The organism is Oceanobacillus picturae (assembly GCF_000612865.1).
Taxonomy (GTDB): domain Bacteria; phylum Bacillota; class Bacilli; order Bacillales; family Amphibacillaceae; genus Oceanobacillus_B; species Oceanobacillus_B jordanicus.
In genome coordinates this window covers 271,829-292,867 of sequence record NZ_CCAX010000003.1, presented here as the reverse complement: position 1 = coordinate 292,867, position 21,039 = coordinate 271,829, and the positions used below count along the sequence as shown (strand labels likewise).

Sequence of the window (21,039 nt, the reverse complement as noted above, 5' to 3'; positions counted from 1 at the left end):
AACTATAACCTAAAGTATATAACTAAAATTCGAAAATAAAATACCGCACGCAAGGTGACTGTCTCAGCGTTATTGGGAGGATAGCCTTTTCGCCTGCGAATAAAAGGGATGGACAAGTATGAATTATATTGAAAAAAACCGTAAAGAATCTGGATTTGTTAAGATTGATAACCAAACAGTTCAAAAAGACTTAAATGACTTGGCGGCAATTGGATTACTCACACACATTCTAAGTCATTCTCCAACTTGGAGAATACGTAAATCAGAGCTACATAAACAATTCACTCGCCGAAAGGTGGATAGTTCTTGGAAGGTGTTGCTTGAGCATCGCTACATCATGGGTTTTTTCTGTCATGTGGATGGACACCATGAGTATTTCTATAAGGCAGCTGATCATCCTTTTTCACAAAGCGATTTTGAAACATTTATTGGGGAACAAAAAAAAGAGCTTGAAGAAAAAGGTCTAGCCGTGTTTAATATGAAAGCGATTAAGGACTCGCCCCTTGTTGTACCTGATTTTTTTTCTGATTTGCAAAATGTACAATGCAAAGCGGACAGTGCAAAAAGTGCTACTACAAATGAAACAAAGACAAAAGAAATACATACAAAAAAACATTCATTAGCAACTGTTAACAAGCCAACCAACAAAATGGAAGAAATTATTGAGATTGCCAATGAATTTTATGCAGACTTCGCTGCTGGACGTTGGGCAAAGGAAAAGTGGCATCAAATTATTGAAAAATACGCAAGGGAGTTCGTGGACAATGATCGAAACGTTCCTGATAGTAAGCTAAAGGCATACGTATACGGGTCATTGAAGAAAATAGCCGAACATCATGACTACAAAAATTCCGAGGAATATGCGGAGTATAAACGGGTTGTGAAAGAAATGTTTGTGGATCATGGTGTTTAAATCATTAGGTGTCGAATGCTAAAGATTAGTACACCTAGCAAGAAGAAAGGTTGCCGCATATTCCTCTTTACTATTTTTCAATTTGCATTACGTCTGTTTTGTAAATCTCTCATACGCTCTTGACGTGATGGTTGAAATATAGAGAAGGCTTGCAAATGATACAGCTGCTACAAGAGGTAAATATAATGCCTTATTTATCAATGGCATATCGACGGAGAAAAAAGCAGCTATCGTAATAACGAAAGAAATGACTAATGCTTTCACTACATTATGTTTTCTTACTCTTTGCATGGTTTTCGACCTCCTTCACACAAGTATATATTTATAGTACAAGGAAACGAATATTTTGCCAATTTATAAAGGAGAAAAATATTATGGTAGTGGGAAATAGTTGTTTCCATTAGACTACTCAATAAAAATTTAACGCAAAAAGCCCCATAAAAGGGGCCATTGCGGTAATAAGGGAGATACAAACTGAAACGCTTTAACTTCCTCTTCTTTATTTTGCGATTGCTGTTTTCTTCACTTTCACATTTCCTTCAATGGCGCGAGAGTATGGGCAAGCTTCATGTGCTTTATCCATTAGTTCCTCTGCTTCTTCTTGTGTGACGCCTTCCATCTCAGCTTTTAGCTTTACACTCAAGCCAAAGCCTTTCAGTTGTTTTTCAATGCTTACTTCTGCTGTTACTTCTGAGGTGATTTTTTTCTTCGCATTCCCGGCAACCATTTGCAATGCACTGTCAAAGCAGGCAGCATAGCCAGCTGAGAAGAGCTGTTCTGGGTTTGTGGTGCCTTCTTTTTCATTTCCACCCAATCCTTTTGGTAAAGATAAAGCTAGATCCAAAGTGCCATCAGATGATTTAACCGTTCCTTGACGGCCACCCGCTGCAGTTGAAGACGCTGTGTATAATGCTAATCCCATAATTAAACACTCCTCTTTTTTATATTGTGCACAATTAGATTGTACACAATTAAATAGCGTAACGTCAATTATTATAATTTTATTTCTGAACTTGCTATAATAAGCCCAGGAGTGATCAACAATGGCAAATGAGATATTAAAGTTAGATAATCAAATCTGTTTTCAACTATATGCAACAACACGCGAAATGACGAAGCGGTATCGTCCATTATTAGAGGAATTGAACGTCACCTATCCACAATACCTAGTGTTACTTGTCCTCTGGGAAACAGATCGCATCTCGGTAAAAGCATTAGGTAAACGACTCTTCTTAGATTCTGGAACACTGACACCAATGTTGAAGCGGATGGAAGAACATGGCCTCATACAGCGGACGCGTTCCAAAGAAGATGAACGAGTCGTGGAAGTCGTCTTAACAGAACAAGGGAAGCAAGCAGAGAAACAAGCAGAACAGATCCCACTACAATTTATTGAACAGACCAATCTAAACGAAGAAGAAGTGATCCAGCTAAAACAAACCCTGTCTAAAATGCTTGCTCAGTTGGATGAGACGTAGAAAATGGAGCCCAGGCATCAATATCGGATGTCTCGGCTCTTTATGTAACATAAAACAAAACGATTTGTAATTTCACCTATGAATAGCCTGCTAAGTCATATACACTGGAAGGAGCGAATGGAGCGAAGGAAAAGTCATTTTTGATACCGACTTTCTCGTGGTGTTTATTACTGATTGTAACGCTCCTTGTCCCTCTATCCGTCATCATACTCATTATTTCAGCAATCGTTCTACAATTTACTTCCAATAGTTCCATTCTTAACAACAATTCCATACAGCTTTTAAATTAATCGAAAGAAGGTGAAGCCCTATTTTAAGCGAAAAAAATAAAGGTCAGCCCCGCAAAGCTCATGCCAATAAATCGACTAGATTACATGCTAAGAATAGTTATACACCTTTGCAATTAGAAAAAGAGGTTCAAAAAGGTGACGATGCCTTTCTGATTACAGATAGTTTTTTATATTTCTCTATGGTTGAATGTGATGTGAACTGGTTGATGTCACAGGCGAATATTGTGGTAGATAATTCAAATGGCTTTATTGTTCAAGATGTTATAGCGTATGTGTTGAATAAAATCTCTACTGTCGACCCAGAAAGTGTTGATAAACAAATCCTTAAGAGGCTGTTTGAGAACCTAAAGGATGTGACAAATCAAGAACAATAAATGGACTCGAGAGATTTTTATTTCACTTTGAAGCAGTGATCGACGGGGATGTAGCGCTTATTATGGTTCACATCTTACAATGAAAAAACTGTTACTCTAGTGACTGATGTTTAAATAAATCGTAAAAAGACTCTATTTGGTTGGAGGGATCAACAATTCTCACTAAATGGAGTTTTTTGTGTACGAATAAGTTATGAAACGTAATACAAGTTACGATGAGGGGTGGAGTATAAGGACAGCAATGTTTTGTTTTATACCATAGTAAATTCAGAATCATGGAATTTTTAATAGGAAAATTATGGAAAGTATTCTAAACTAGAAATAGGTCCATTTCCTTAGAATGGGAGGAAGCGTTATGAAAGATAAACTTATTTCAGTTATTGCTTTTTTTATCTTGTTTTGGATTATATTAAAAATCTTTGTAACTTACTGGGAGAGCCTTATGCCGTGGCCCCTTGTATCGGATCTATGGAATTTACTGTTGATTTTGTTTCTCCTGGTTCCTTTGGCTTCTATATTAGCTAGGCTATTCGTGAACACGATTCGGCGTTAGCTATGGAATAACTGTGATAAACTATAGGGATAAAAGATGGAAAAGGATGTAACGACAATGAAAATAACCCTCGTATCAGTTGGTAAATTAAAAGAAAAGTACCTCAAGCAAGGCATACAAGAGTATATGAAGCGACTGAGTGCATATGCCAAGGTAGATATTGTGGAAGTCGCTGATGAAAAAGCCCCAGAGAATATGAGTGACGCAGAAATGCTTGAAGTAAAACGCAAAGAAGGCGAGCGCATCCTTTCCCATATTAACCAGGATACATATGTCATCACCCTTGAGATCAATGGAAAGATGCTAAGCTCTGAACAGCTTGCAGCAAAAATGGACGAGCTTGCGACTTATGGCAAGAGTAAGATTGCTTTTGTGATTGGTGGATCTTTGGGGATTAGTGAAGAGGTTCAGAAGCGGAGTAATTTGGCATTGTCTTTTTCTAAGATGACGTTCCCGCATCAGGTTATGAGGTTAATTTTGTTGGAGCAGGTTTATCGGGCTTTTCGGATAAATCGGGGGGAACCGTACCATAAATAGGTGCCGTATTTTTAATGAAAATCCTTTATCTATCGAAATAAATTTCATTTAATTCGTATCCTTATCGTATCGATAATACGAAACCTCCTAGCGGCTAATATCGTACAATAGGAAATACTTCAGTAACTTTATAGATAAGTAACCCATAAATGGAAGGGTGTTCTTATATTGAAACAATTGTATATAAAACAAAAAGTGATGAGTTTTAAAGACAAATTCACGATAAAGGACCAGCAGGAGAATGATGCTTATTATGTGGAAGGAAGTTTTATGAAAATCCCAAAAACGTTCTCCATATTAAATACAGCTGGAACAGAGGTAGCACTTATAACGAAAAAGGTGATGAGCTTCTTACCGAAATTTTATGTTGAGGTAAACGGCCAAGAGGTATTAACGATTAATAAAGCGTTTTCTCTCCTTAAAGCACGTTATTCTATTGATGCTGCGGGGATAGAAGTGCATGGTAACTGGTGGGATATGAACTTTGAAGTATTTCAGTATGGGGAAGCCGTAGGGAAAGTGAATAAAGAATGGTTTACATGGGGAGATAGCTACAAGGTTCAAGTACTGAACGAAGAGATGGAGACGATCATAATTGCGCTCGTCATAGCCATAGACTGTGTGAAGGCTGACCAAGCATCATCTCCGCCAGCTACGACATAACTTCTTATTTAGCATTTAAGCCAGGATCTGTATGACATCGTTACAGAACCTGGCTTAAAAAAGTTATTGTTTTTTACTAAATGCCAATGTTTTATTTAACAGGAGCGGGGTATAAAAGGCGACTGTATCGCTTAATGGAAGTAGCTCGTCGCTAATGGATAGATTCAAAACATCTTGTAAATAGCTTCTTCTCGTTTGAATTCTTTCCCATACTTCTGGATAAGTGTTTTTAATTTCTGCCTGCAATGCTTCATCTGCAATGGCAATTGGTTCTTCACATGATGCTCCTGCATAGCCTGGCACACTTGGAATAATGTCAATCTGATACATTTGACCACTTTTAACGACAGCTGTTGAAGCTTTCGTGAAGGGCGAGGATAGCCATTCTTCATCACTGGTGAAGTGGCCTGGGTTTAAAGACCAGCCATAGTCCTCTTTAGGCAACACCTCTTCTATAATCGCATACATATCTTTGCCTGATTGACCGACTTTGATGGATTCTAACCAAGTCGCATAAGCAGTAAAGTAAGGCTTTGCTAGTCGCTCAAGATAGTCCTTTTGCTCTTCCGGTAATTGCTCGGGATCTTTCACTACATAGCCCGCTCGACTGCTTAATCCACCTTTGTAGCCTACTGTTATGGAAAAGTTATCTCTGTAATTGATTGCTTTATCTCTTGGATAGATTATAGCGTTGGTAAATCTAGCACCTGCAGCAGTAATGGTCGTTACAGAATTCGGCTGTCCATCCGCCGCTAGTATGGAAGCAATTTCTTTTTCTGTTTTCCCCACCTCAATGTTTTGTAGCGCTTGATATAAACGAGACCCAGCTAATGATGCTCCGTATTCATAATGTGTAATTTCATTCGCATTATTAATAGTGCGAATACCCTCAAGAGGAGAGAGGAGAGCTGGCGAAAAGTTGAACACTTTTCCTTGTGCCACATATTTTTTCAATTCATTTACAACAAAATAAGGAATGTCAAAAAGGTCGCTATTCTCATAAACCGTGCTCGTAAACATCTTCCAACCAATTAACCCAACTTTGGAGTCTGGAGCAATATCGGCTTCTTTAAAATATTGAGCTAGTTCCTTTTCATTTTCCATCGGTTGGTTAGGCAGGGAAAAGAAAGGAACATGAATGGCTTCTGCCTTCACCCGCGATTTACTCGCTAGCTTTAAATTTTCATTTCCTAACAATAAATAGCTTTTTCCGTTATTGTGCAAAACAAGACAAGCCTCTTCAAAGCGGGGAATAAACCCTGTGAAATATTCGAAGTTGGCACCATGTTCACGGTCAGCATATATAATTGCTGTATCCACTTGATGTTCTTTCATTTTTTCCAAGAAATTCGTATGACGTTGGGCTAATGTTTCGTCTGTTAAGATAACAGATTGCATATTCTGGTGAATTTTCGGTGGCGTAATCTGTGTTAATTGTATATCCATTATAATTTCTCCTTCTATTCTGCAACTGAGATGATGTTGGTCACGTGACTCATTTCTTTAAAGCTCTCGTGATCCTTTGGTAAGTCGGTTATAATTATATCAAAATCCTTCACTTCCCCTGCCTTATAAAGGTGAGAAAGGCCAAACTTTGTCTTATCGGCAACTAGCACTACTTGCTTGGCCTGGTTGATAATCGCCTTTTTTGTAAATGCGTCTACTTCGTCTGGTAATGTTACACCGTGTTCAAGTGTAATCCCTTCCGTACCTACAAACACTAAATCGAACTGAAAGTCTTTTATATAATCAATTGTTTGCACTCCCAAAAAACCTTGAGATAAATCTCTGTACTCTCCCGGAACGCTAAACAAAGAGATGTCTTTATGTTTTGATAAAGTGGAAAGGACCATTAAGGAGTTGCTATAAAAGGTGCAGTTCCTTGTTCTAAATATTTCGTGAGCCACAGCTAAAGTGGTTGTGCCGGTTTCAATAAATATCGAAGAATAGGGTTTTACAAGGCGCTTACAGTATTCCCCGATTAGTTTCTTGCCATAGGCATTAACTTCTCTTTTAATCGTCATCGGATATTCGGATAAATTCGTTTTTTTGTAAACAGCACCTCCATAAACCAACTCTAGCTCACCATTTTCGGATAATGCTTTCAAGTCTCGATTAATGGTCATTAAAGATACGTTGAGTTCTTCGGCTAAGTCCTTAGAATTAACCTCACCATTTACCTTTACTTTTTCTAAAATAAACACATGTCTTTTTGTTTGATTCAAGCTTTTCCACTCCATAGCATAAATTTCTTTGTTGATTAACCTCATCTTTCGCTCCTATTTTTCATTCGGAAACACCATAACATTTATTAACAAAACAATCAACATTAAAGAAAATAATTAACACTATGTTAATATATATGTTATATAATGTTAATAATTGAGTTTTGAAATTTAAGGAAGATAGAGTTTAAAAGGTAACTAGGAATATTATAACTATTCGACTTTGAGTCATTGCCATTAGCATTCTTAATGGCGAGATCCAGCCGTTTAAGGTATAAACAGTACAGCTAATAAAATTTTATACTTGAATTAAAGCGTACTGTTTCTTATAATGTAATTGATCAATAAATAACTAATAACAAGCAGGTGTTTAATATGGGTCGGCCAAGTGGGGGAAACCGTAAAGAAGAAATACTTGAAGCGGGATTAGAAGTATTTGCAAAGAAAGGTTATTATAATACAACTACCGCACATATAGCAGAAAAAGCGGGGATATCGCAACCATATGTCTTTCGGTTTTATAAAACAAAAGAGGAATTGTTTATTGCCGCGCTAGACCGCGCATTTGATAGAATTCTCGATACCTTTAAAAATGTAGAGGCTAGTGCAGAACAACTTGTTGAGAAAATGATTGACGCTTATGATAAACTTTCTGAACGTCATCCTAATGAAATTTCCCTACAGGTTATAGGCATCTCTGTTACAGAAAGTGCTATCCGAATTGCAACGCAGAAAGGACTATCCAATATTCGCAGTTACACTTTAGAGCGATTTAGAAATGCGGGTATAGAAAATGTGGAAAGAGAAGCTACTACATTTTTGGCCAGAGGGATATTGTGCAATATATCTTATTTCTTAGATCTCCCAGAGCTTATAGATACAAAAAATAAATAATGTAGCCTAAGCGAGTTATTTATTTTTCACATTAGTTATTGATTGATCAATAACTAATGTGAAAAGGAGGTGAAAATATGAAGCTAAGTAAAATAGACTTCCTATCAATAGGAATTATTGTGGTATGTATTATAAGTTGGTGGGGTTAAGTCTACTAAAATCAAACATAATCGGGGAGGTGAAATGATGAATAATGAGAAGAATTCTGTTTCGTATTTATCTATTGGATTGGGGATTATTGCAGTTTTGACCGTCTTATTCACGTTTTGGGATTAATAACAGCATGCTATGTATGCGATAATCGGATAAATAAGGGCCAATTTTTTAGTACAGTTATTTATTGATGAATCAATAAAAAAGAGGTGTTAAAAATGAAAAAAGCAGTTGTATTAGGAGCAACAGGGGGAACGGGACAGGTTATCGTTGCAGAATTATTAAGTAGAGACGTAGAGGTTATTGCATTCGGGCGATCTAAAGAGAAATTGGAGGCATTAATGAAAGAACATGCTTATCACCCAAAATTAACCTATGCACTAGGAAATATATTTAAGTATAAGACAATGTTAGAATCTGCCAAAGATGTGGATGTTATTTTTCAGTGTGCGAATGTTAAGTATCAAGAGATGGAGAGTAAACTCTTATTACTTGGAGAGAGTGTCATGAAGGCAGCCGATGCTTTGGGTAAAAAGATTGTGTTTGTAGATGGTATTTACGTATATGGACACCAAGTTGCAAAAGGGGATGAAAACCATCCACACCAGCCCCATACAAAAAAAGGTAAGATTAGAGTGGAATTCGAGCAACTGATTTTCAGTCCTAAATGGAAAAGTGCTAAAGCATTAATTGTCAGGCTGCCAGATTATTATGGCCCTACCTCACAAAATTCTTATTTACAGCCTACTCTAGAAGGGATAGCTGCAGGAAAGCTTTCTATATTTATTGGAAATCTAAAAACTCCTCGTGAGTATGTCTATTTGCCAGATGCGGCGAAGATGATTGTAAATATAGCAGAGAAAGACGATTCTTATGGAGAGAATTGGAATATACCAGGAGCAGGGTTGATTTCGGGAAAAGAGATTATAAAAATGGCTCGTCACATAACTGGGAGTAATAAAATGGTGATACCACTTTCTAAAAATGCCATTCGTTTTATTGGATTGTTCGATGAATTTATGAGGGAAGTTGTGGAAATTATGTACCTTACTAAAGAAGGGTTTGTTTTAAGTGGTGAAAAATATGAAAAGCGAATTGGTGCCATTCCAAAAACTCCTTTTAAACAAGGCATGGAAGAGACATTACAGCTTTTGATGTATAAATAAAATTTGGGTTAAGGTGAAAACAGGGGCGGTTATTGGTAGAAGTGGTTAAACCGCCCCATGCTTTGTTATCATTTTCGGACACTAATTATGGAATTACATTAACTTATTGATAATTAATTATCGCCGGATTGGGATCTAGCTTCAAGACCTCTTCCGGACTTAACACAGGCTCATCCTTGTTATAAAAGATTTTAAATCCTCCGTATTGGACTGCTTCGTTTCGCACGAATTTACGATAGAGTGACATTTTGGTGGCAGAATCGCCCCAACCGTCATAGTTTAAGGCCACTTCAACGTTTTCGGTTGGCTGGATGGCTTCTTTGTTCGTTAATGCTTCGTCCATAAACTGATGGACCAGCACAATTTTGTCTGGTAGATTATTTTCCTCCACCATTTCCGTTAAGTAATCCACCGCTTCTTGTACTTCAGCACCGTCTACTTGGCCAAGATCGATACCCGGTGTTTGACCTTCTTTTACATGGAATTCCGTATCAATAGCTAGGTGAACATGGGGAAGCTTCAACCATTTCTCAAGTGATTTAACTTGATTGATGACGGAATCTGTTCCGAGCTGGACATCCAGCATAAGTAGCGCATCATTTTCTTCAGCTAGTTTGGCATATTCGTCAATTTTCTCTGGTGGGGTTGGATGGACGTATGTCCCTTCAGTCCCCGGGTCACGCTGTGCTACGGTAGAAATGAGTTCAATCATTGGTACAGCAGGGCGCGAAGGATCTGCATCTGAATATGCTTGGGTCTGCTCTTTTAATTTCTCCATTAATTCATCTGGTTCCATTTCTCCCAATATCCCCATATTGCTAGAGTTCGGATGTCCGTAATAAGCTACGAGTCTATGATTCTTTAATGGACCATCGGTTTGATCATCGGCTCCTTTTACCAATGTTTCTCCGACTGGAACCATTCTAGTACGATCCCCTCCGCGAGCTTCTTCACTAGGCATCTTTTCAATCTCCTCTTCAGATAACGTTTCTTTTAGAGGAGAAGCATCTTCTCTTGGTTCCATTGCTTTGTAAGGTTGAGTGGGCTTCTCTTCTTCCGCTTCTTCTTTCTTATCTTCCTGCTCATCTGAAGCTCCCTCTTCCTGTGCTGGTTCTTCTTCACTTTTTTCATTCTCTTGGGTAGTGGTGTTTTCCGAACAAGCGATCAGGAAAAACAGGATAAGCACTCCTGAGAATAACAATGCTGATTTTTTCATGTTGTTCACTTCCTTATGTATTAATTTCTACTATCTATTATTCTAGATATATACCCTATTTTCAATGAAGTTAACAGAGAGATTTAAAAAATGGAGAGTTCAGCTAGCGAACTCTCCAATCAGTTTAGTTTTGTTCCTGTAAAGGACGCTCTACTACAAAACTCTCCTTTGTCTTTTCGCTTCCTTTCGTTTTTCTTGTTAAAGAAAAGACTGCGCATGCTAGGGAGATGATCACAATCACGCCGCCAAACCAAGCTGTACTGGAAACATTTCCAGTTTGATTTAAAACGATACCACCAAATCCTGAACCAAGCGAAATCCCAATTTGTAATGCGGAATTATTAAAACTTTGCTGGATATCAGATGTAGCAGGATCTGTTTGAATTAAATAGCTTTGTTGTGGTGGAGCTAGACTCCAGCTTAATGCTGCCCAAATCATCATAATTGGTAGGAATACAATAAGTGAAAAAGTAGTAAATGGCAGTATGAATAACACCACTGCAAATGAGATGATTACGGTAATAATACTTTTAGGGGCTCCAATCGAATCGGAAAGAAATCCTCCGAATGCGCCACCGCTTACCGCTGCAATCCCAAATAATAGATAACAGATGCTGAGCCAACTAGAATTCAAATGAAGTTCTGTTTCTAAAAATGGCGTGAAGTAAGCATAAAGCGTGTAATGTCCTGCAAGCATAAACATGGTCGCAAGATGTGCACTACCTAATTTTCCGCTGCTCACAGCTTTTAGTTGTTTTGATAGTGGGATCGTTTTTTCGCCAGGGAATCGATCTAAAAAGATGGAAATAAGCACAAAAGAACCGATCGATAACAACGCAATTCCTAGGAAAATAACGCGCCAGCCGAATTGATCGGAAATTAAAATTCCCAGTGGCACTCCCATAACAAGCGATGAACTAATTCCCATGTAAACAAGGCCTAGAGCTTTTGCTCGATGTGCTGGTGAAACCACTTTTGAAGCGATGGTTAACGAAAGTACTACAATGAGTGCTGTACTCATGGCGGTAATGACCCTTGCAATCATCATAAAGGTAAAATTCGGACTGAAATAGGTCATGATATTCCCGATAAAGAAAACAGACAAGGATATGAGGTATAACTTTTTTCGCTCCATTTTACTCGTTAGAACTAGTAACACAGGTCCGGATATCGCATAAATAAGGGCGAACACCGTGATTAGTTGTCCAGCAGAGCTTAAGGAGATGTTTAAATCGTTCGCAATTGTTGGAAGAATTCCTCCAACGACTAATTCAACAAGGCCAACCGCTACAGTAGATAATGCGAGTATAAAAACTTTTAAATTCATCTTCTTACTTCCTTTCGAATTAAAAAATAATAAAAAAATCCTGATTACAAAAAATGATTTAACTCATTTTCTGTAATCAGGATTTTAAGGTTCCTGGTAGACACCCTCAAGCCATATTCTGAGGTTATACAGGTTATATTAATTTAGTATTTAGTATAAGCGAGCACTTTAGATAGTTTACTAGCTTTCATCTAGTTTATCAAGTAGCAATTTTTAGCTGTGATATTACCATGAGGCCAGTGGCAGGTCTACAAGGAGTTATTCGTGTAAGGGGGGCCAATTACTTGTGTAAGTGCTTTGTTGTTGCTCTTAAGAATAAATATATAGCAGTAATTCCAAACATAAACCCGAAAGTCTTAAACCAAGTTAGTTCCCCGCCGGTTATGTGTTTTAAAAACATAACACCTAAATAAATAATAATAAATATACACAGGTATATACCTATGTACGTTGATAATTTAATTTTTTTGTTTCTATGAGACATAAAGCTCACCTCTTAAAAAATTCATTCATTTTCCATTTCTATAATACTTTAACATTTGGTTGTGGGTTATTAAAGACTTTAAAAAGCTAAGTGAATTGGTTCGGTTTACTACTACCTACCTTATGGGTAGACTTAAAGAGTAAGCCGAATATATGAAACCTACCTAAAAGGTCATTCGTATATACACTAAAGGAGGGAACTCAATGTTTAAAAAGTTCCTAAAAGGCATTTCCAAAGAGATGAAAAAACGTGGTAGCAGCAGTGGTCGGTCGAAATACCGTCGTCATGGCTCTAGCAGTGGAAAAAAACGGAGATATTACGGAAGTAGCAGCAGCGGACGACGTGGACGTAATGCCTATCGTGGCTCAAGCCATTACAGAAAAAAAGGCCGTTACTCTAGTAGCTGATCGTTATTTGAATAAATTACAAAAAGACTCCATTTGGTGGGAAGAATACATTTCCTGCTAAATGGAGTTTTTTTAAGTCCAACTATGTTCTGCTATCACGTCATTACCTTCTAATGGCTTGCTGATAGAAGACTGATCGCTTCCCCGATATCTGCAAGAATAGCTTCACACTGGTGATACGGCGATTCAATCTGTAACAATCTTTTCAGAATGTGGGTTGTTTTCGGATGGAGGCTTAGCTCTTCAGTCCAGGGCCTACTCCTTTTCGTTTCCCCATCATAGGAAGAGTAGAGAAGAAATAGCAGGAAATCCCCTATATCAAAAAAGTCATCGCGTGCTAATTGTTCTTGATGTTCTTTTGCTTTGTCGTCTGTATGCAAATTGTGTGCTAAACCAAAGTCTATTAGATGAAGTTCATCTTGATGAAGGAGCACATTTGGAATTCGGATATCACCATGGAACACGCTCTTTTCGTGAATATAGCAAATGATAGCAGTTAGCTTTTTAACAATTTCTAGACATTCCTTTTCACTGTATTTCTGCTTTGTGTCGAATAACGTGTCTTCTACGTTTTTCCCCTCGACAAACTCCATGGTAAAGAACTGCTCACCCTCATACTCAAATGTCTCTATTAATTTGGGAATGCCAGCATGATCTAACAACTGCAAAATGGTTGTCTCTTGCTTATAGTTTTCCGTGTTTTCTTTCTTTTTGCTTTTACGCATCTGTTTAACCACACATCTTTGGTTTGCGCTCAAGTCCCAGCACAAGTAGATAATGCCGTAACTCCCATTCTGTAACACATTCTCTATTTTGTATCGTCCAGCCAGTGTTTGATCGATCGAATATTGCTGATCCATGATCCTCTGTCGCGCTTTCTTTATCAGCCAATGTATAATTTCCATGCGCCCCTCTTCGTTCAACGTTTGTTTGTATTATAGAGCTTGAGTGAGAATAATGCCAAGAACCCCTAATATTTTTAAGACTGATGGCAACATAGGACTTTAGTTTTTCCTCTTCAAAGGAAGCCACTGTAAGTATAATCTTTCTTCTCAAATATTAAAATTCGATCTAAATGCAATACAGGGGATAAATTATTGTTCAGTTGACATACTAGAAAGAAAATCAAATATGGAGGTCTTATGGAACTTGCTGTTTTCTTTTTCCTATCCTGGTTAGCAATATCAATATTTACAGTTATAAATAAAGATTTAAATATTGTAAAAAACACTTTTATTTTTTTAATTATACTTATCGTAAGTATAAATTTTTCATGGGTCATTAACGATGAATTGAAATTAATTACCTTAAAAGAAAAGTGGGTGCCATACACAGCATACTTGTTGAATCGCAGTATCCTTATACCTGTTCTTGTCTTGTTACAAGTAAACCTTTTTATAAAAACTAATTCATATATCAAGAAAGGAATTATCATGGTTTCTTCCATAATAATTTTGCTCATGATTAGTTTTATTTCAACCCGATTAAACATGATAGAATTCAAAGAATGGAACCTTTGGTTAGAGGCCATTTACCTTCTATGCCTAAATCTTATTGGGCTTATTTCTTACACCTTGTTTAATAAAATAAAGGGGGTTCAAGAAAATAAATGATGCTATGGGATTCTTTTGATAAAAACGAAATATATACGTTAGTTTTACTGCTCGTGGGTTATGCTGCAATCATTGTTTTCCCTAAAAAGTTGCCTCTTCCTATTACCGTCTTGTTTTTAACTTGGGGTTTAACTACAGCAATGTTAGTCGACTTTACTATTGGTGGAGGAATGCTCAATTTTTATAAAATTAATGATACTAACAGTTATGAGTTTGCAGATTTATTAACCTATCTCCAATTCCCGATATTCAGTTACTTTTTCATCTATTTTTATAAAGTGCTAAACATCAATAACAAACGTTTTATTTTTTATATTTTAGGTTGGGTTATTGTTAGTTTAACCATGGAAAAATTATCAGTATATATGGGAGTTATCCATTATCAACATGGATATAATATGTACTTTTCATTGCTTGTGATTTTATTGGTTCAAACGACTTTAGCTTTGTATTATGAATTAATCAAGAAAGAAACTACAAACATCACCTAATACAGAGCAATTTATTCACTATGGAACATCTTCTAAATGTATAACCACGAAAAAAATGCCATAAAAACAATAGTGGATTGTTTTTATGGCATTTGATGTATGGAAAAATATTGCATAATAGTTTTGTTACTTCTTAAGCTAGATACTGGATTAAATCTCAAACCGACAAAACGGTTAAACTTTCTCCCCAATAAATTTGAGTATTTCCTTCTGTTCTTGTTCCGTAACGGAATACTGCTGCTCCAATTCTTCCAAGTATTCTCCGGCCTTTTTCAGTTCTACAACGCCTTTTTTCATATACGATTTGTAGTGGTCATTTACTTTGTTAATTTCATCCGCATATTTTTCATCTGTTCCAGGAGTGACAGCCCCTTCGTATAAATCAATGACTTCTTCGTTTTCCTTTGTTGGAAAAAATTCATGGGGATCCGTGCTGTCAAAGAGACAAAAATGTAAATCTGGAACCAATACCATATCAAGACTGTTTGGATCAAAACTACAATGATAAATTTCCGTATCATAACCATGTTCTATACAAGCACTTACTACTTTCTTCATAAAGGTAGATTTGCCTGTTCCAGCACGCCCTTTTACATAAAAGACATGGGAGAGGTTTTCCGTAATATGGGGGATGATATTGACAGGCCCATCCACGGTTGTCGTTCCAAAAAGGCGATGGTATTCATGGGCATCACGGGTCTTCTTTGGTTGTCCTTGTAATCTTTCTTGAATAAATCTATCGGCCATTTCATCTGCCTTTTCAAAATGCATTTCTTTAATATAGATTTCTTCCAGGTCATCATGGATGCGTAATCCTGTTTCAAAATCTTTATATGCCTTTTCGGTGTGATGCTTAAAGTTTTCATTTTGAATTGTGTTTTTTACCGAAGTCTTCAGTGTAAAGTGACTTAAATCCAGTTCGATAACCCCATCCATATCACTTGGCACAATGGAATCATTTAAAAATGCGATGCCTTTTTTACGAATAACAACACCATCCAAGTAATCCTCACCTAATGCACTCTTCAACACTTCCACTGTATTAGTAGAAGATTCATATTTTAGGACCAATTGACGGAGAATCTTTGCTTTTACCTTTTGGGAAGGGTGTTTTAGACTAATGACTTGCTGCAGGCCTTCTATATTGGAAGGTAGTAAGTTCAGAAATCCCTTGGCTGTATTGGCCGTTACATAATAATAATTTTTCAAGGAGTCACTTCCTTAACGGGTTAAATTTTGTGTTTCACTTAATCAGTCTCATTTTAAATAGCCTATGCCCAATCTGTCTTTTGGGTGAATGTAATGGCTTTTTATTATAATGAAGAATTGACCAATGAAATAAATAAGTCTTGCTAGCATCCTCTTCCTCAAAGCATTTTTGGCTTAGAGCTATAAAACGTGTATAATGATTTTTAGTAATAGAAAGAAATGAGGTAGGTCAAATGGTCCAATCTATCAACACAAAAGTTGATTTAGTTATTAACGGAACCTCACATATAAGAATGACTGATTATGGTAAGATCATGATTGGTGATAAAGGGTTTGAATTCTACAACACCCGTGATGCTCGGAAGTTTATTCAAATTCCGTGGAAAGAAGTGGATACAGTGATCGCTTCTGTCATGTTTAAAGGAAAGTGGATCCCGCGTTATGCAATTAAAACAAAAAGTGACGGGACATATACCTTTTCTTCAAAGGATCCAAAGAAAGTGTTGCGAACCATTCGTGAGTACGTGGATGAGGATCGCTTGGTTCAATCATTAGGTTTCTTTGACGTTATCAAACGTGGGTTTAAAGGGAAATTTAATAAGTAGTCATTTTACTAGGTAAGCTTGAACGATTCTATTTTTGCCAGGGTAATTTGACTATATCGTTAAATAGGGTTCCTAGTGAAAAGGAACTGCATGAAAAATAATAACTTACTTCTTGAAATGGGTAAAATGGAGTGCTATAATACTCTTAGATAAACTCATTAAAGTATTAATATACTTATTATTTGAGGTATAATTGAAGCGTTTGCAACTAAAACTTAATAGCCATCGTATATTTTTTACGTGTTACTGATTCGATCAGGCATGAGTGAAAAGTATTGATTAAACATGAAGAACTAGGGTCCTACTATACCTATACCTTCCTTTAATCTACTTTTTACTTATGTCTTTTTTATTTTTTTGTTTCTAATGTAATCGTTTTAGTTGGGCTGGGAAATAATACACTTTAGGAGTTTATCATATTTAGGATTTAACAGATCAAATTAATAGGAGGTAAAGTGATGGTAGGAATTGTCATTGCTAGTCACGGCGAATTTGCCACTGGTATCTTGCAATCTGGAGCGATGATCTTTGGAGAACAAGAAAATGTAAAAGCTGTTACATTGATGCCGAGCGAAGGGCCTAATGACGTAAAGGCAAAAATGAAAGAAGCAATCTCCTCTTTTGACAATCAAGACGAAGTATTATTCTTAATTGATCTTTGGGGTGGAACTCCTTTCAACCAAGCCAGCAGCTTGATTGATGAACAAGAGGGTAAATGGGCGATCGTTACTGGTTTAAATTTAGCAATGGTCATCGAATCTTATGCAGCGCGCATGTCTAAGGACACAGCGTATGAGGTTGCTGAACAGATTCTGGGAACGGCTAAAGAAGCAGTTAAAATAAAACCTGAAGAGTTAGAACCAGCGGACACCGCGAAGGCTGATGCCGGAACAGCTAGTACAGGCGCACCTGGTTCATTTGAATACGTGTTAGCGCGTATTGACACACGTTTGCTGCATGGACAAGTAGCAACAGCCTGGACACGAAATACACAGCCTACGCGAATTATTGTCGTATCCGATGTGGTAGCGGAGGATGAACTTCGTAAGAAATTGATCCAGCAGGCTGCACCATCAGGTGTGAAGGCCCATGTTGTGCCAATTAAAAAAATGATCGAGCTTGCAAAAGATGATCAGCACTTTGGCGGTCAGCGCGCGTTACTGCTTTTCGAAAACCCGCAGGATGTGCTTAGAGCAGTGGAAGGTGGCGTTCCATTAGAAACCATTAATGTTGGTTCGATGTCCCACTCACCTGGAAAAGTACAGCCGAATAAAGTGTTGGCTTTTGATCAAAATGATATCGATACGTTCCGCAAATTGAAAGAGTTTGGCGTGGACTTTGATGTACGTAAAGTTCCAGCTGATCAATATGGCAACATGGATGAAATTCTAAAAAGAGCTCAAGCAGAGTTAGATAAACAAAGATAATCTTAATTACCAGACAAAAAGGAGGATGAATAATCATGGATTTGACTATTATTCAGATAATACTCGTTATTATCGTAGCATTCTTAGCTGGTGTGGAAGGGATTTTGGATGAATTCCACTTCCATCAGCCAATTATTGCTTGTACGTTAATCGGTTTAGTTACAGGAGAATTAATACCATGTCTTATCTTAGGTGGTACCCTTCAATTGATTGCTTTAGGTTGGGCAAACATTGGGGCTGCCGTAGCACCGGATGCTGCATTAGCATCGGTTGCATCAGCAATTATTTTAGTTTTAGGTGGACAAGGGGAATCTGGTGTTTCCTCAGCAATCGCGATTGCAGTACCACTTGCAGTAGCTGGATTACTTTTGACAATTATTGTTCGTACGATTGCAACAGCATTTGTCCACTTTATGGATGCCGCAGCGAAAGAGGGTAACTTCCGAAAAGTTGAAATGTGGCATATTATCGCGATCATTATGCAAGGTTTGCGTATTGCCATCCCGGCTGCATTAATTGTAGCAATTGGAGCACGTCCAGTTAGAGATCTGCTTGAAGCGATGCCTGCTTGGTTGACAGACGGCATAGCAGTCGGTGGAGGAATGGTAGTAGCGGTTGGTTTTGCGATGGTTATTAACATGATGGCTACCAAAGAAGTATGGCCATTCTTGGCAATTGGTTTCGTAATAGCAACAATTCCATCTCTTACCCTTTTAGGTCTTGGTGGTATCGGTGTAGCACTCGCACTAATTTATATTGCATTAACAAAACAAGGTGGCTCTGGTAATGGCGGAGGCGGTAACACTGGTGATCCGTTAGGCGACATTATTGATAACTACTAAAAGGAGGAGGCTTAAAAAATGGAAAAAGGATTGAAATTATCAAAAAGAGATCGTATAGCTATTTGGTTCCGTTCCATGTTCATTCAAGGTTCTTGGAACTATGAACGGATGCAAAACGGTGGTTGGGCATTCTCGATGATCCCGGCAATCAAACGATTATATAAAACAAAAGAAGATCGTTCTGCTGCATTGCAGCGTCACTTAGAGTTTTTTAATACACACCCATATGTAGCGTCACCAATTATTGGTGTAACGCTTGCGCTTGAAGAAGAACGAGCAAATGGTGCTCCGGTAGACGACAAGGCCATTCAAGGGGTTAAAGTCGGTATGATGGGACCTTTAGCTGGTATTGGTGATCCACTGTTCTGGTTCACGGTAAAACCGATCCTTGGTGCATTGGCGGCTTCGCTTGCAATGAGCGGTAATATACTTGGTCCAATTCTTTACTTCGTTTTATGGAATCTGATTCGTATGGGCTTCATGTGGTATTCACAAGAACTTGGTTACAAAGCCGGCTCTAAAATCACGGATGACTTATCTGGCGGATTGCTTCAAGATATTACGAAGGGCGCCTCGATACTCGGTATGTTTATACTCGGTGCCTTGGTTAATCGGTGGGTAGCCGTATCCTTTGCGCCAACCGTCTCTGAAGTTAAACTTGATGAAGGTGCGTATATCGATTGGGAAAACTTACCTTCTGGTGCCGAAGGGATTAAAACGGCGTTAGAACAGCAAGCCGCAGGGCGGTCGTTAAGTGAGTATAATGTCACGACCTTACAAGACAACTTTGATAGCTTAATTCCTGGTTTAGCTGGATTGGCGTTAACCCTTCTTTGTATGTGGTTACTTAGAAAGAAAGTTTCTCCAATTATTATGATCCTTGGATTGTTCGTTCTAGGTATTGTCTTCCACGTAATTGGTTTAATGTAATTTTTCGATAGAACCTTATTCGAAAAATACAATAGAGAAGTACCTCCTGGGTTGATAACGTATCAACCTAAGGAGGTACTTTTTCATAATTGAAGAGCTCAACAATAAAAATATGTTTTAGGAGGCAGTTATGCTTACGATCGGTTATATAGGAAATGGGAAAAGCACGAACAGATATCATCTTCCATTCGTACTGCAAAGAGACAATATTAAAGTGAAAACAATTTATCGAAGAACACCTGAGAATGATAATTGGGATAAAATTGCAGGGGTAAATTACACCTCTGATTTAGATGCGTTATTAAATGATGAGGACATTCAACTCATTGTGGTTTGCACAAGATATGACAGCCATTATGATTACGCTAAACTAGTATTAGAGCATAATAAACACTGTTTGGTTGAAAAGCCGTTTATGGAAACCTCAGAACAAGCAAAAGAAATATTTGCATTGGCAAAAGAGAAGGACTTAATTGTGCAGGCATACCAAAACAGGCGTTTTGATAGTGACTTCTTAACCGTTCAAAAGGTCATTGAAGAAGGGAAAACAGGCGACTTGTTAGAAGTAGAAATGCATTATGATTACTACCGTCCTGAAGTACCTGAGTCTGTGCATTCTTTTGACCCTGCTTCGTCCTTTTTATATGAACATGGCTGCCACACGCTAGATCAGGTTATTAGCTATTTCGGAAAGCCAGATGATATTCATTATGACGTAAGGCAGATTTTAGGACAGGGAAGAAAAAATGATTACTTCGATTTGGATTTATATTATGGCGGAGTCAAAGTATCGGTGAAATCTAGTTATTTCAGAGTGAAAGAGAGACCAAGCTTCGTCGTTCATGGTAAAAAAGGGGCTTTTGTCAAAGAAACGAAAGATCGTCAGGAAGAACATTTGAAATTATTCTACATGCCTGATAACAAAGATTTTGGTGTTGATACATTGCAGCACTATGGGGTTCTGACATATGTTGATGAAGAAGGTACCGTTCACGAGGAAAAAGTGAAGTCCGTAGATGGGGATTATGGAAGAGTATATGATGACATATACGAAGCGATCCTACATGGTAAAGATAAAACCATCACTGATGAACAGACATTGTTACAAATGGAGATATTAGAAACCGGTGTTAAGAACTTAAAGTAAAAAGGTAAGAGGACTGCTTAATCGCCGCTATGGAAAATACTACGCTTTCCTTGGGCACGGCCTCAGAATCCTCAGAAGCAAAGAACGCTTCTTCC

The 21,039-nt window shown here is 37.7% G+C and carries 23 protein-coding genes and 1 riboswitch; of the genes, 15 read left to right on the top strand and 8 right to left on the bottom strand.

Annotated elements, in window-relative coordinates; all coding sequences use genetic code 11:
- The first annotated feature begins 118 nt into the window (after window positions 1–118).
- Window positions 119–913: a hypothetical protein gene (locus BN988_RS15915; RefSeq protein ID WP_036578008.1), complete on the top strand. Its 795-nt coding sequence runs from the start codon at window positions 119–121 to the stop codon at window positions 911–913.
- A gap of 87 nt (window positions 914–1,000) precedes the next feature.
- Here the strand turns inward: BN988_RS15915 and BN988_RS15910 are convergent, their stop codons facing one another.
- Together BN988_RS15910 and BN988_RS15905 are read right to left on the bottom strand one after the other, a co-directional pair.
- On the bottom strand, window positions 1,001–1,204 hold the full coding sequence (locus tag BN988_RS15910) for a hypothetical protein (RefSeq protein ID WP_036578006.1): 204 nt from the start codon (window positions 1,202–1,204) through the stop codon (window positions 1,001–1,003).
- A gap of 208 nt (window positions 1,205–1,412) precedes the next feature.
- On the bottom strand, window positions 1,413–1,835 hold the full coding sequence (locus tag BN988_RS15905; protein ID WP_036578005.1) for an organic hydroperoxide resistance protein: 423 nt from the start codon (window positions 1,833–1,835) through the stop codon (window positions 1,413–1,415).
- Between the two features lie 121 nt (window positions 1,836–1,956).
- On the opposite strand from BN988_RS15905, the gene BN988_RS15900 reads away from it, so the two are divergent.
- From BN988_RS15900 to BN988_RS15880, 4 genes are all read left to right on the top strand, one after another.
- Window positions 1,957–2,391, top strand: a complete 435-nt coding sequence (locus tag BN988_RS15900) for a MarR family winged helix-turn-helix transcriptional regulator (protein WP_036578004.1) — start codon at window positions 1,957–1,959, stop codon at window positions 2,389–2,391.
- Window positions 2,392–2,887: 496 nt separating this feature from the next.
- Window positions 2,888–3,055 (top strand): hypothetical protein, encoded by a 168-nt coding sequence (locus BN988_RS18975; RefSeq protein WP_155988319.1) that lies wholly within the window; start codon window positions 2,888–2,890, stop codon window positions 3,053–3,055.
- Window positions 3,056–3,665: 610 nt separating this feature from the next.
- Complete coding sequence (gene rlmH / locus BN988_RS15885; protein WP_036577996.1) at window positions 3,666–4,145, top strand: 23S rRNA (pseudouridine(1915)-N(3))-methyltransferase RlmH; 480 nt, start codon at window positions 3,666–3,668, stop codon at window positions 4,143–4,145.
- 168 nt (window positions 4,146–4,313) lie between these two features.
- A complete protein-coding gene (locus BN988_RS15880) occupies window positions 4,314–4,808 on the top strand; it encodes an LURP-one-related/scramblase family protein (protein ID WP_036577994.1) in 495 nt (164 codons plus the stop codon).
- A 63-nt stretch (window positions 4,809–4,871) separates the two neighbouring features.
- Here BN988_RS15880 and BN988_RS15875 read toward each other — a convergent pair whose 3' ends face one another.
- Together BN988_RS15875 and BN988_RS15870 are read right to left on the bottom strand one after the other, a co-directional pair.
- Entirely contained in the window at window positions 4,872–6,254 is a 1,383-nt protein-coding gene (locus BN988_RS15875) for a M24 family metallopeptidase (RefSeq protein WP_036577992.1), read from the bottom strand.
- A gap of 14 nt (window positions 6,255–6,268) precedes the next feature.
- Complete coding sequence (locus tag BN988_RS15870) at window positions 6,269–7,078, bottom strand: DeoR/GlpR family DNA-binding transcription regulator (protein WP_197027433.1); 810 nt, start codon at window positions 7,076–7,078, stop codon at window positions 6,269–6,271.
- A 330-nt stretch (window positions 7,079–7,408) separates the two neighbouring features.
- On the opposite strand from BN988_RS15870, the gene BN988_RS15865 reads away from it, so the two are divergent.
- Both BN988_RS15865 and BN988_RS15860 read left to right on the top strand, forming a co-directional pair.
- The gene (locus BN988_RS15865) at window positions 7,409–7,927 is read left to right on the top strand and encodes a TetR/AcrR family transcriptional regulator (RefSeq protein WP_036577990.1); all 519 of its coding nucleotides are present in this window, start codon (window positions 7,409–7,411) and stop codon (window positions 7,925–7,927) included.
- Window positions 7,928–8,298: 371 nt separating this feature from the next.
- Window positions 8,299–9,246 (top strand): SDR family oxidoreductase, encoded by a 948-nt coding sequence (locus tag BN988_RS15860; RefSeq protein ID WP_036577988.1) that lies wholly within the window; start codon window positions 8,299–8,301, stop codon window positions 9,244–9,246.
- A gap of 103 nt (window positions 9,247–9,349) precedes the next feature.
- Here BN988_RS15860 and BN988_RS15855 read toward each other — a convergent pair whose 3' ends face one another.
- On the bottom strand, window positions 9,350–10,462 hold the full coding sequence (locus tag BN988_RS15855; RefSeq protein WP_036577986.1) for a hypothetical protein: 1,113 nt from the start codon (window positions 10,460–10,462) through the stop codon (window positions 9,350–9,352).
- A gap of 124 nt (window positions 10,463–10,586) precedes the next feature.
- On the bottom strand, window positions 10,587–11,789 hold the full coding sequence (locus BN988_RS15850; protein WP_051558043.1) for an MFS transporter: 1,203 nt from the start codon (window positions 11,787–11,789) through the stop codon (window positions 10,587–10,589).
- A 53-nt stretch (window positions 11,790–11,842) separates the two neighbouring features.
- Window positions 11,843–11,941: riboswitch (purine riboswitch) on the bottom strand.
- Window positions 11,942–12,522: 581 nt separating this feature from the next.
- Between BN988_RS15850 and BN988_RS15840 the strand changes: the two genes are divergently transcribed.
- Entirely contained in the window at window positions 12,523–12,741 is a 219-nt protein-coding gene (locus BN988_RS15840; protein WP_036577982.1) for a hypothetical protein, read from the top strand.
- 49 nt (window positions 12,742–12,790) lie between these two features.
- Here BN988_RS15840 and BN988_RS15835 read toward each other — a convergent pair whose 3' ends face one another.
- Window positions 12,791–13,585, bottom strand: a complete 795-nt coding sequence (locus tag BN988_RS15835) for a serine/threonine protein kinase (protein WP_036577981.1) — start codon at window positions 13,583–13,585, stop codon at window positions 12,791–12,793.
- A gap of 237 nt (window positions 13,586–13,822) precedes the next feature.
- Here BN988_RS15835 and BN988_RS15830 point away from each other — a divergent pair, with 237 nt between their 5' ends.
- The gene (locus tag BN988_RS15830) at window positions 13,823–14,293 is read left to right on the top strand and encodes a hypothetical protein (protein WP_036577979.1); all 471 of its coding nucleotides are present in this window, start codon (window positions 13,823–13,825) and stop codon (window positions 14,291–14,293) included.
- Complete coding sequence (locus BN988_RS15825; protein WP_036577977.1) at window positions 14,290–14,784, top strand: hypothetical protein; 495 nt, start codon at window positions 14,290–14,292, stop codon at window positions 14,782–14,784. The genes BN988_RS15830 and BN988_RS15825 overlap by 4 nt, the downstream gene beginning before the upstream one ends.
- Before the next feature lie 174 nt (window positions 14,785–14,958).
- On the opposite strand, the gene BN988_RS15820 is transcribed toward BN988_RS15825, so the two are convergent.
- The gene (locus BN988_RS15820; RefSeq protein ID WP_036577975.1) at window positions 14,959–15,993 is read right to left on the bottom strand and encodes a hypothetical protein; all 1,035 of its coding nucleotides are present in this window, start codon (window positions 15,991–15,993) and stop codon (window positions 14,959–14,961) included.
- Window positions 15,994–16,226: 233 nt separating this feature from the next.
- Here BN988_RS15820 and BN988_RS15815 point away from each other — a divergent pair, with 233 nt between their 5' ends.
- The 5 genes from BN988_RS15815 to BN988_RS15795 all read left to right on the top strand — a co-directional run bounded on the left by BN988_RS15815 (window position 16,227) and on the right by BN988_RS15795 (window position 20,944).
- Complete coding sequence (locus BN988_RS15815) at window positions 16,227–16,598, top strand: DUF956 family protein (RefSeq protein ID WP_036577973.1); 372 nt, start codon at window positions 16,227–16,229, stop codon at window positions 16,596–16,598.
- A gap of 458 nt (window positions 16,599–17,056) precedes the next feature.
- Window positions 17,057–18,025, top strand: a complete 969-nt coding sequence (locus BN988_RS15810) for a mannose/fructose/sorbose PTS transporter subunit IIA (protein ID WP_036577971.1) — start codon at window positions 17,057–17,059, stop codon at window positions 18,023–18,025.
- A gap of 35 nt (window positions 18,026–18,060) precedes the next feature.
- Entirely contained in the window at window positions 18,061–18,867 is an 807-nt protein-coding gene (locus tag BN988_RS15805) for a PTS mannose/fructose/sorbose transporter subunit IIC (RefSeq protein WP_036577970.1), read from the top strand.
- 18 nt (window positions 18,868–18,885) lie between these two features.
- Window positions 18,886–19,797 (top strand): PTS system mannose/fructose/sorbose family transporter subunit IID, encoded by a 912-nt coding sequence (locus BN988_RS15800; protein ID WP_036577968.1) that lies wholly within the window; start codon window positions 18,886–18,888, stop codon window positions 19,795–19,797.
- A 130-nt stretch (window positions 19,798–19,927) separates the two neighbouring features.
- A complete protein-coding gene (locus BN988_RS15795; protein ID WP_036577966.1) occupies window positions 19,928–20,944 on the top strand; it encodes a Gfo/Idh/MocA family oxidoreductase in 1,017 nt (338 codons plus the stop codon).
- Window positions 20,945–21,039 lie beyond the last annotated feature (95 nt).

Excerpts from the sequence above, each read along its gene's own strand:
- BN988_RS15915 (WP_036578008.1), top strand. The coding sequence starts at position 119 with ATGAATTATATTGAAAAAAACCGTAAAGAATCTGGATTTGTTAAGATT.
- BN988_RS15910 (WP_036578006.1), bottom strand. The coding sequence starts at position 1,204 with ATGCAAAGAGTAAGAAAACATAATGTAGTGAAAGCATTAGTCATTTCT.
- BN988_RS15905 (WP_036578005.1), bottom strand. The coding sequence starts at position 1,835 with ATGGGATTAGCATTATACACAGCGTCTTCAACTGCAGCGGGTGGCCGT.
- BN988_RS15900 (WP_036578004.1), top strand. The coding sequence starts at position 1,957 with ATGGCAAATGAGATATTAAAGTTAGATAATCAAATCTGTTTTCAACTA.
- BN988_RS18975 (WP_155988319.1), top strand. The coding sequence starts at position 2,888 with ATGTCACAGGCGAATATTGTGGTAGATAATTCAAATGGCTTTATTGTT.
- rlmH (WP_036577996.1), top strand. The coding sequence starts at position 3,666 with ATGAAAATAACCCTCGTATCAGTTGGTAAATTAAAAGAAAAGTACCTC.
- BN988_RS15875 (WP_036577992.1), bottom strand. The coding sequence starts at position 6,254 with ATGGATATACAATTAACACAGATTACGCCACCGAAAATTCACCAGAAT.
- BN988_RS15870 (WP_197027433.1), bottom strand. The coding sequence starts at position 7,078 with ATGAGGTTAATCAACAAAGAAATTTATGCTATGGAGTGGAAAAGCTTG.
- BN988_RS15865 (WP_036577990.1), top strand. The coding sequence starts at position 7,409 with ATGGGTCGGCCAAGTGGGGGAAACCGTAAAGAAGAAATACTTGAAGCG.
- BN988_RS15860 (WP_036577988.1), top strand. The coding sequence starts at position 8,299 with ATGAAAAAAGCAGTTGTATTAGGAGCAACAGGGGGAACGGGACAGGTT.
- BN988_RS15855 (WP_036577986.1), bottom strand. The coding sequence starts at position 10,462 with ATGAAAAAATCAGCATTGTTATTCTCAGGAGTGCTTATCCTGTTTTTC.
- BN988_RS15850 (WP_051558043.1), bottom strand. The coding sequence starts at position 11,789 with ATGAATTTAAAAGTTTTTATACTCGCATTATCTACTGTAGCGGTTGGC.
- BN988_RS15835 (WP_036577981.1), bottom strand. The coding sequence starts at position 13,585 with ATGGAAATTATACATTGGCTGATAAAGAAAGCGCGACAGAGGATCATG.
- BN988_RS15830 (WP_036577979.1), top strand. The coding sequence starts at position 13,823 with ATGGAACTTGCTGTTTTCTTTTTCCTATCCTGGTTAGCAATATCAATA.
- BN988_RS15825 (WP_036577977.1), top strand. The coding sequence starts at position 14,290 with ATGATGCTATGGGATTCTTTTGATAAAAACGAAATATATACGTTAGTT.
- BN988_RS15815 (WP_036577973.1), top strand. The coding sequence starts at position 16,227 with ATGGTCCAATCTATCAACACAAAAGTTGATTTAGTTATTAACGGAACC.
- BN988_RS15810 (WP_036577971.1), top strand. The coding sequence starts at position 17,057 with ATGGTAGGAATTGTCATTGCTAGTCACGGCGAATTTGCCACTGGTATC.
- BN988_RS15805 (WP_036577970.1), top strand. The coding sequence starts at position 18,061 with ATGGATTTGACTATTATTCAGATAATACTCGTTATTATCGTAGCATTC.
- BN988_RS15800 (WP_036577968.1), top strand. The coding sequence starts at position 18,886 with ATGGAAAAAGGATTGAAATTATCAAAAAGAGATCGTATAGCTATTTGG.
- BN988_RS15795 (WP_036577966.1), top strand. The coding sequence starts at position 19,928 with ATGCTTACGATCGGTTATATAGGAAATGGGAAAAGCACGAACAGATAT.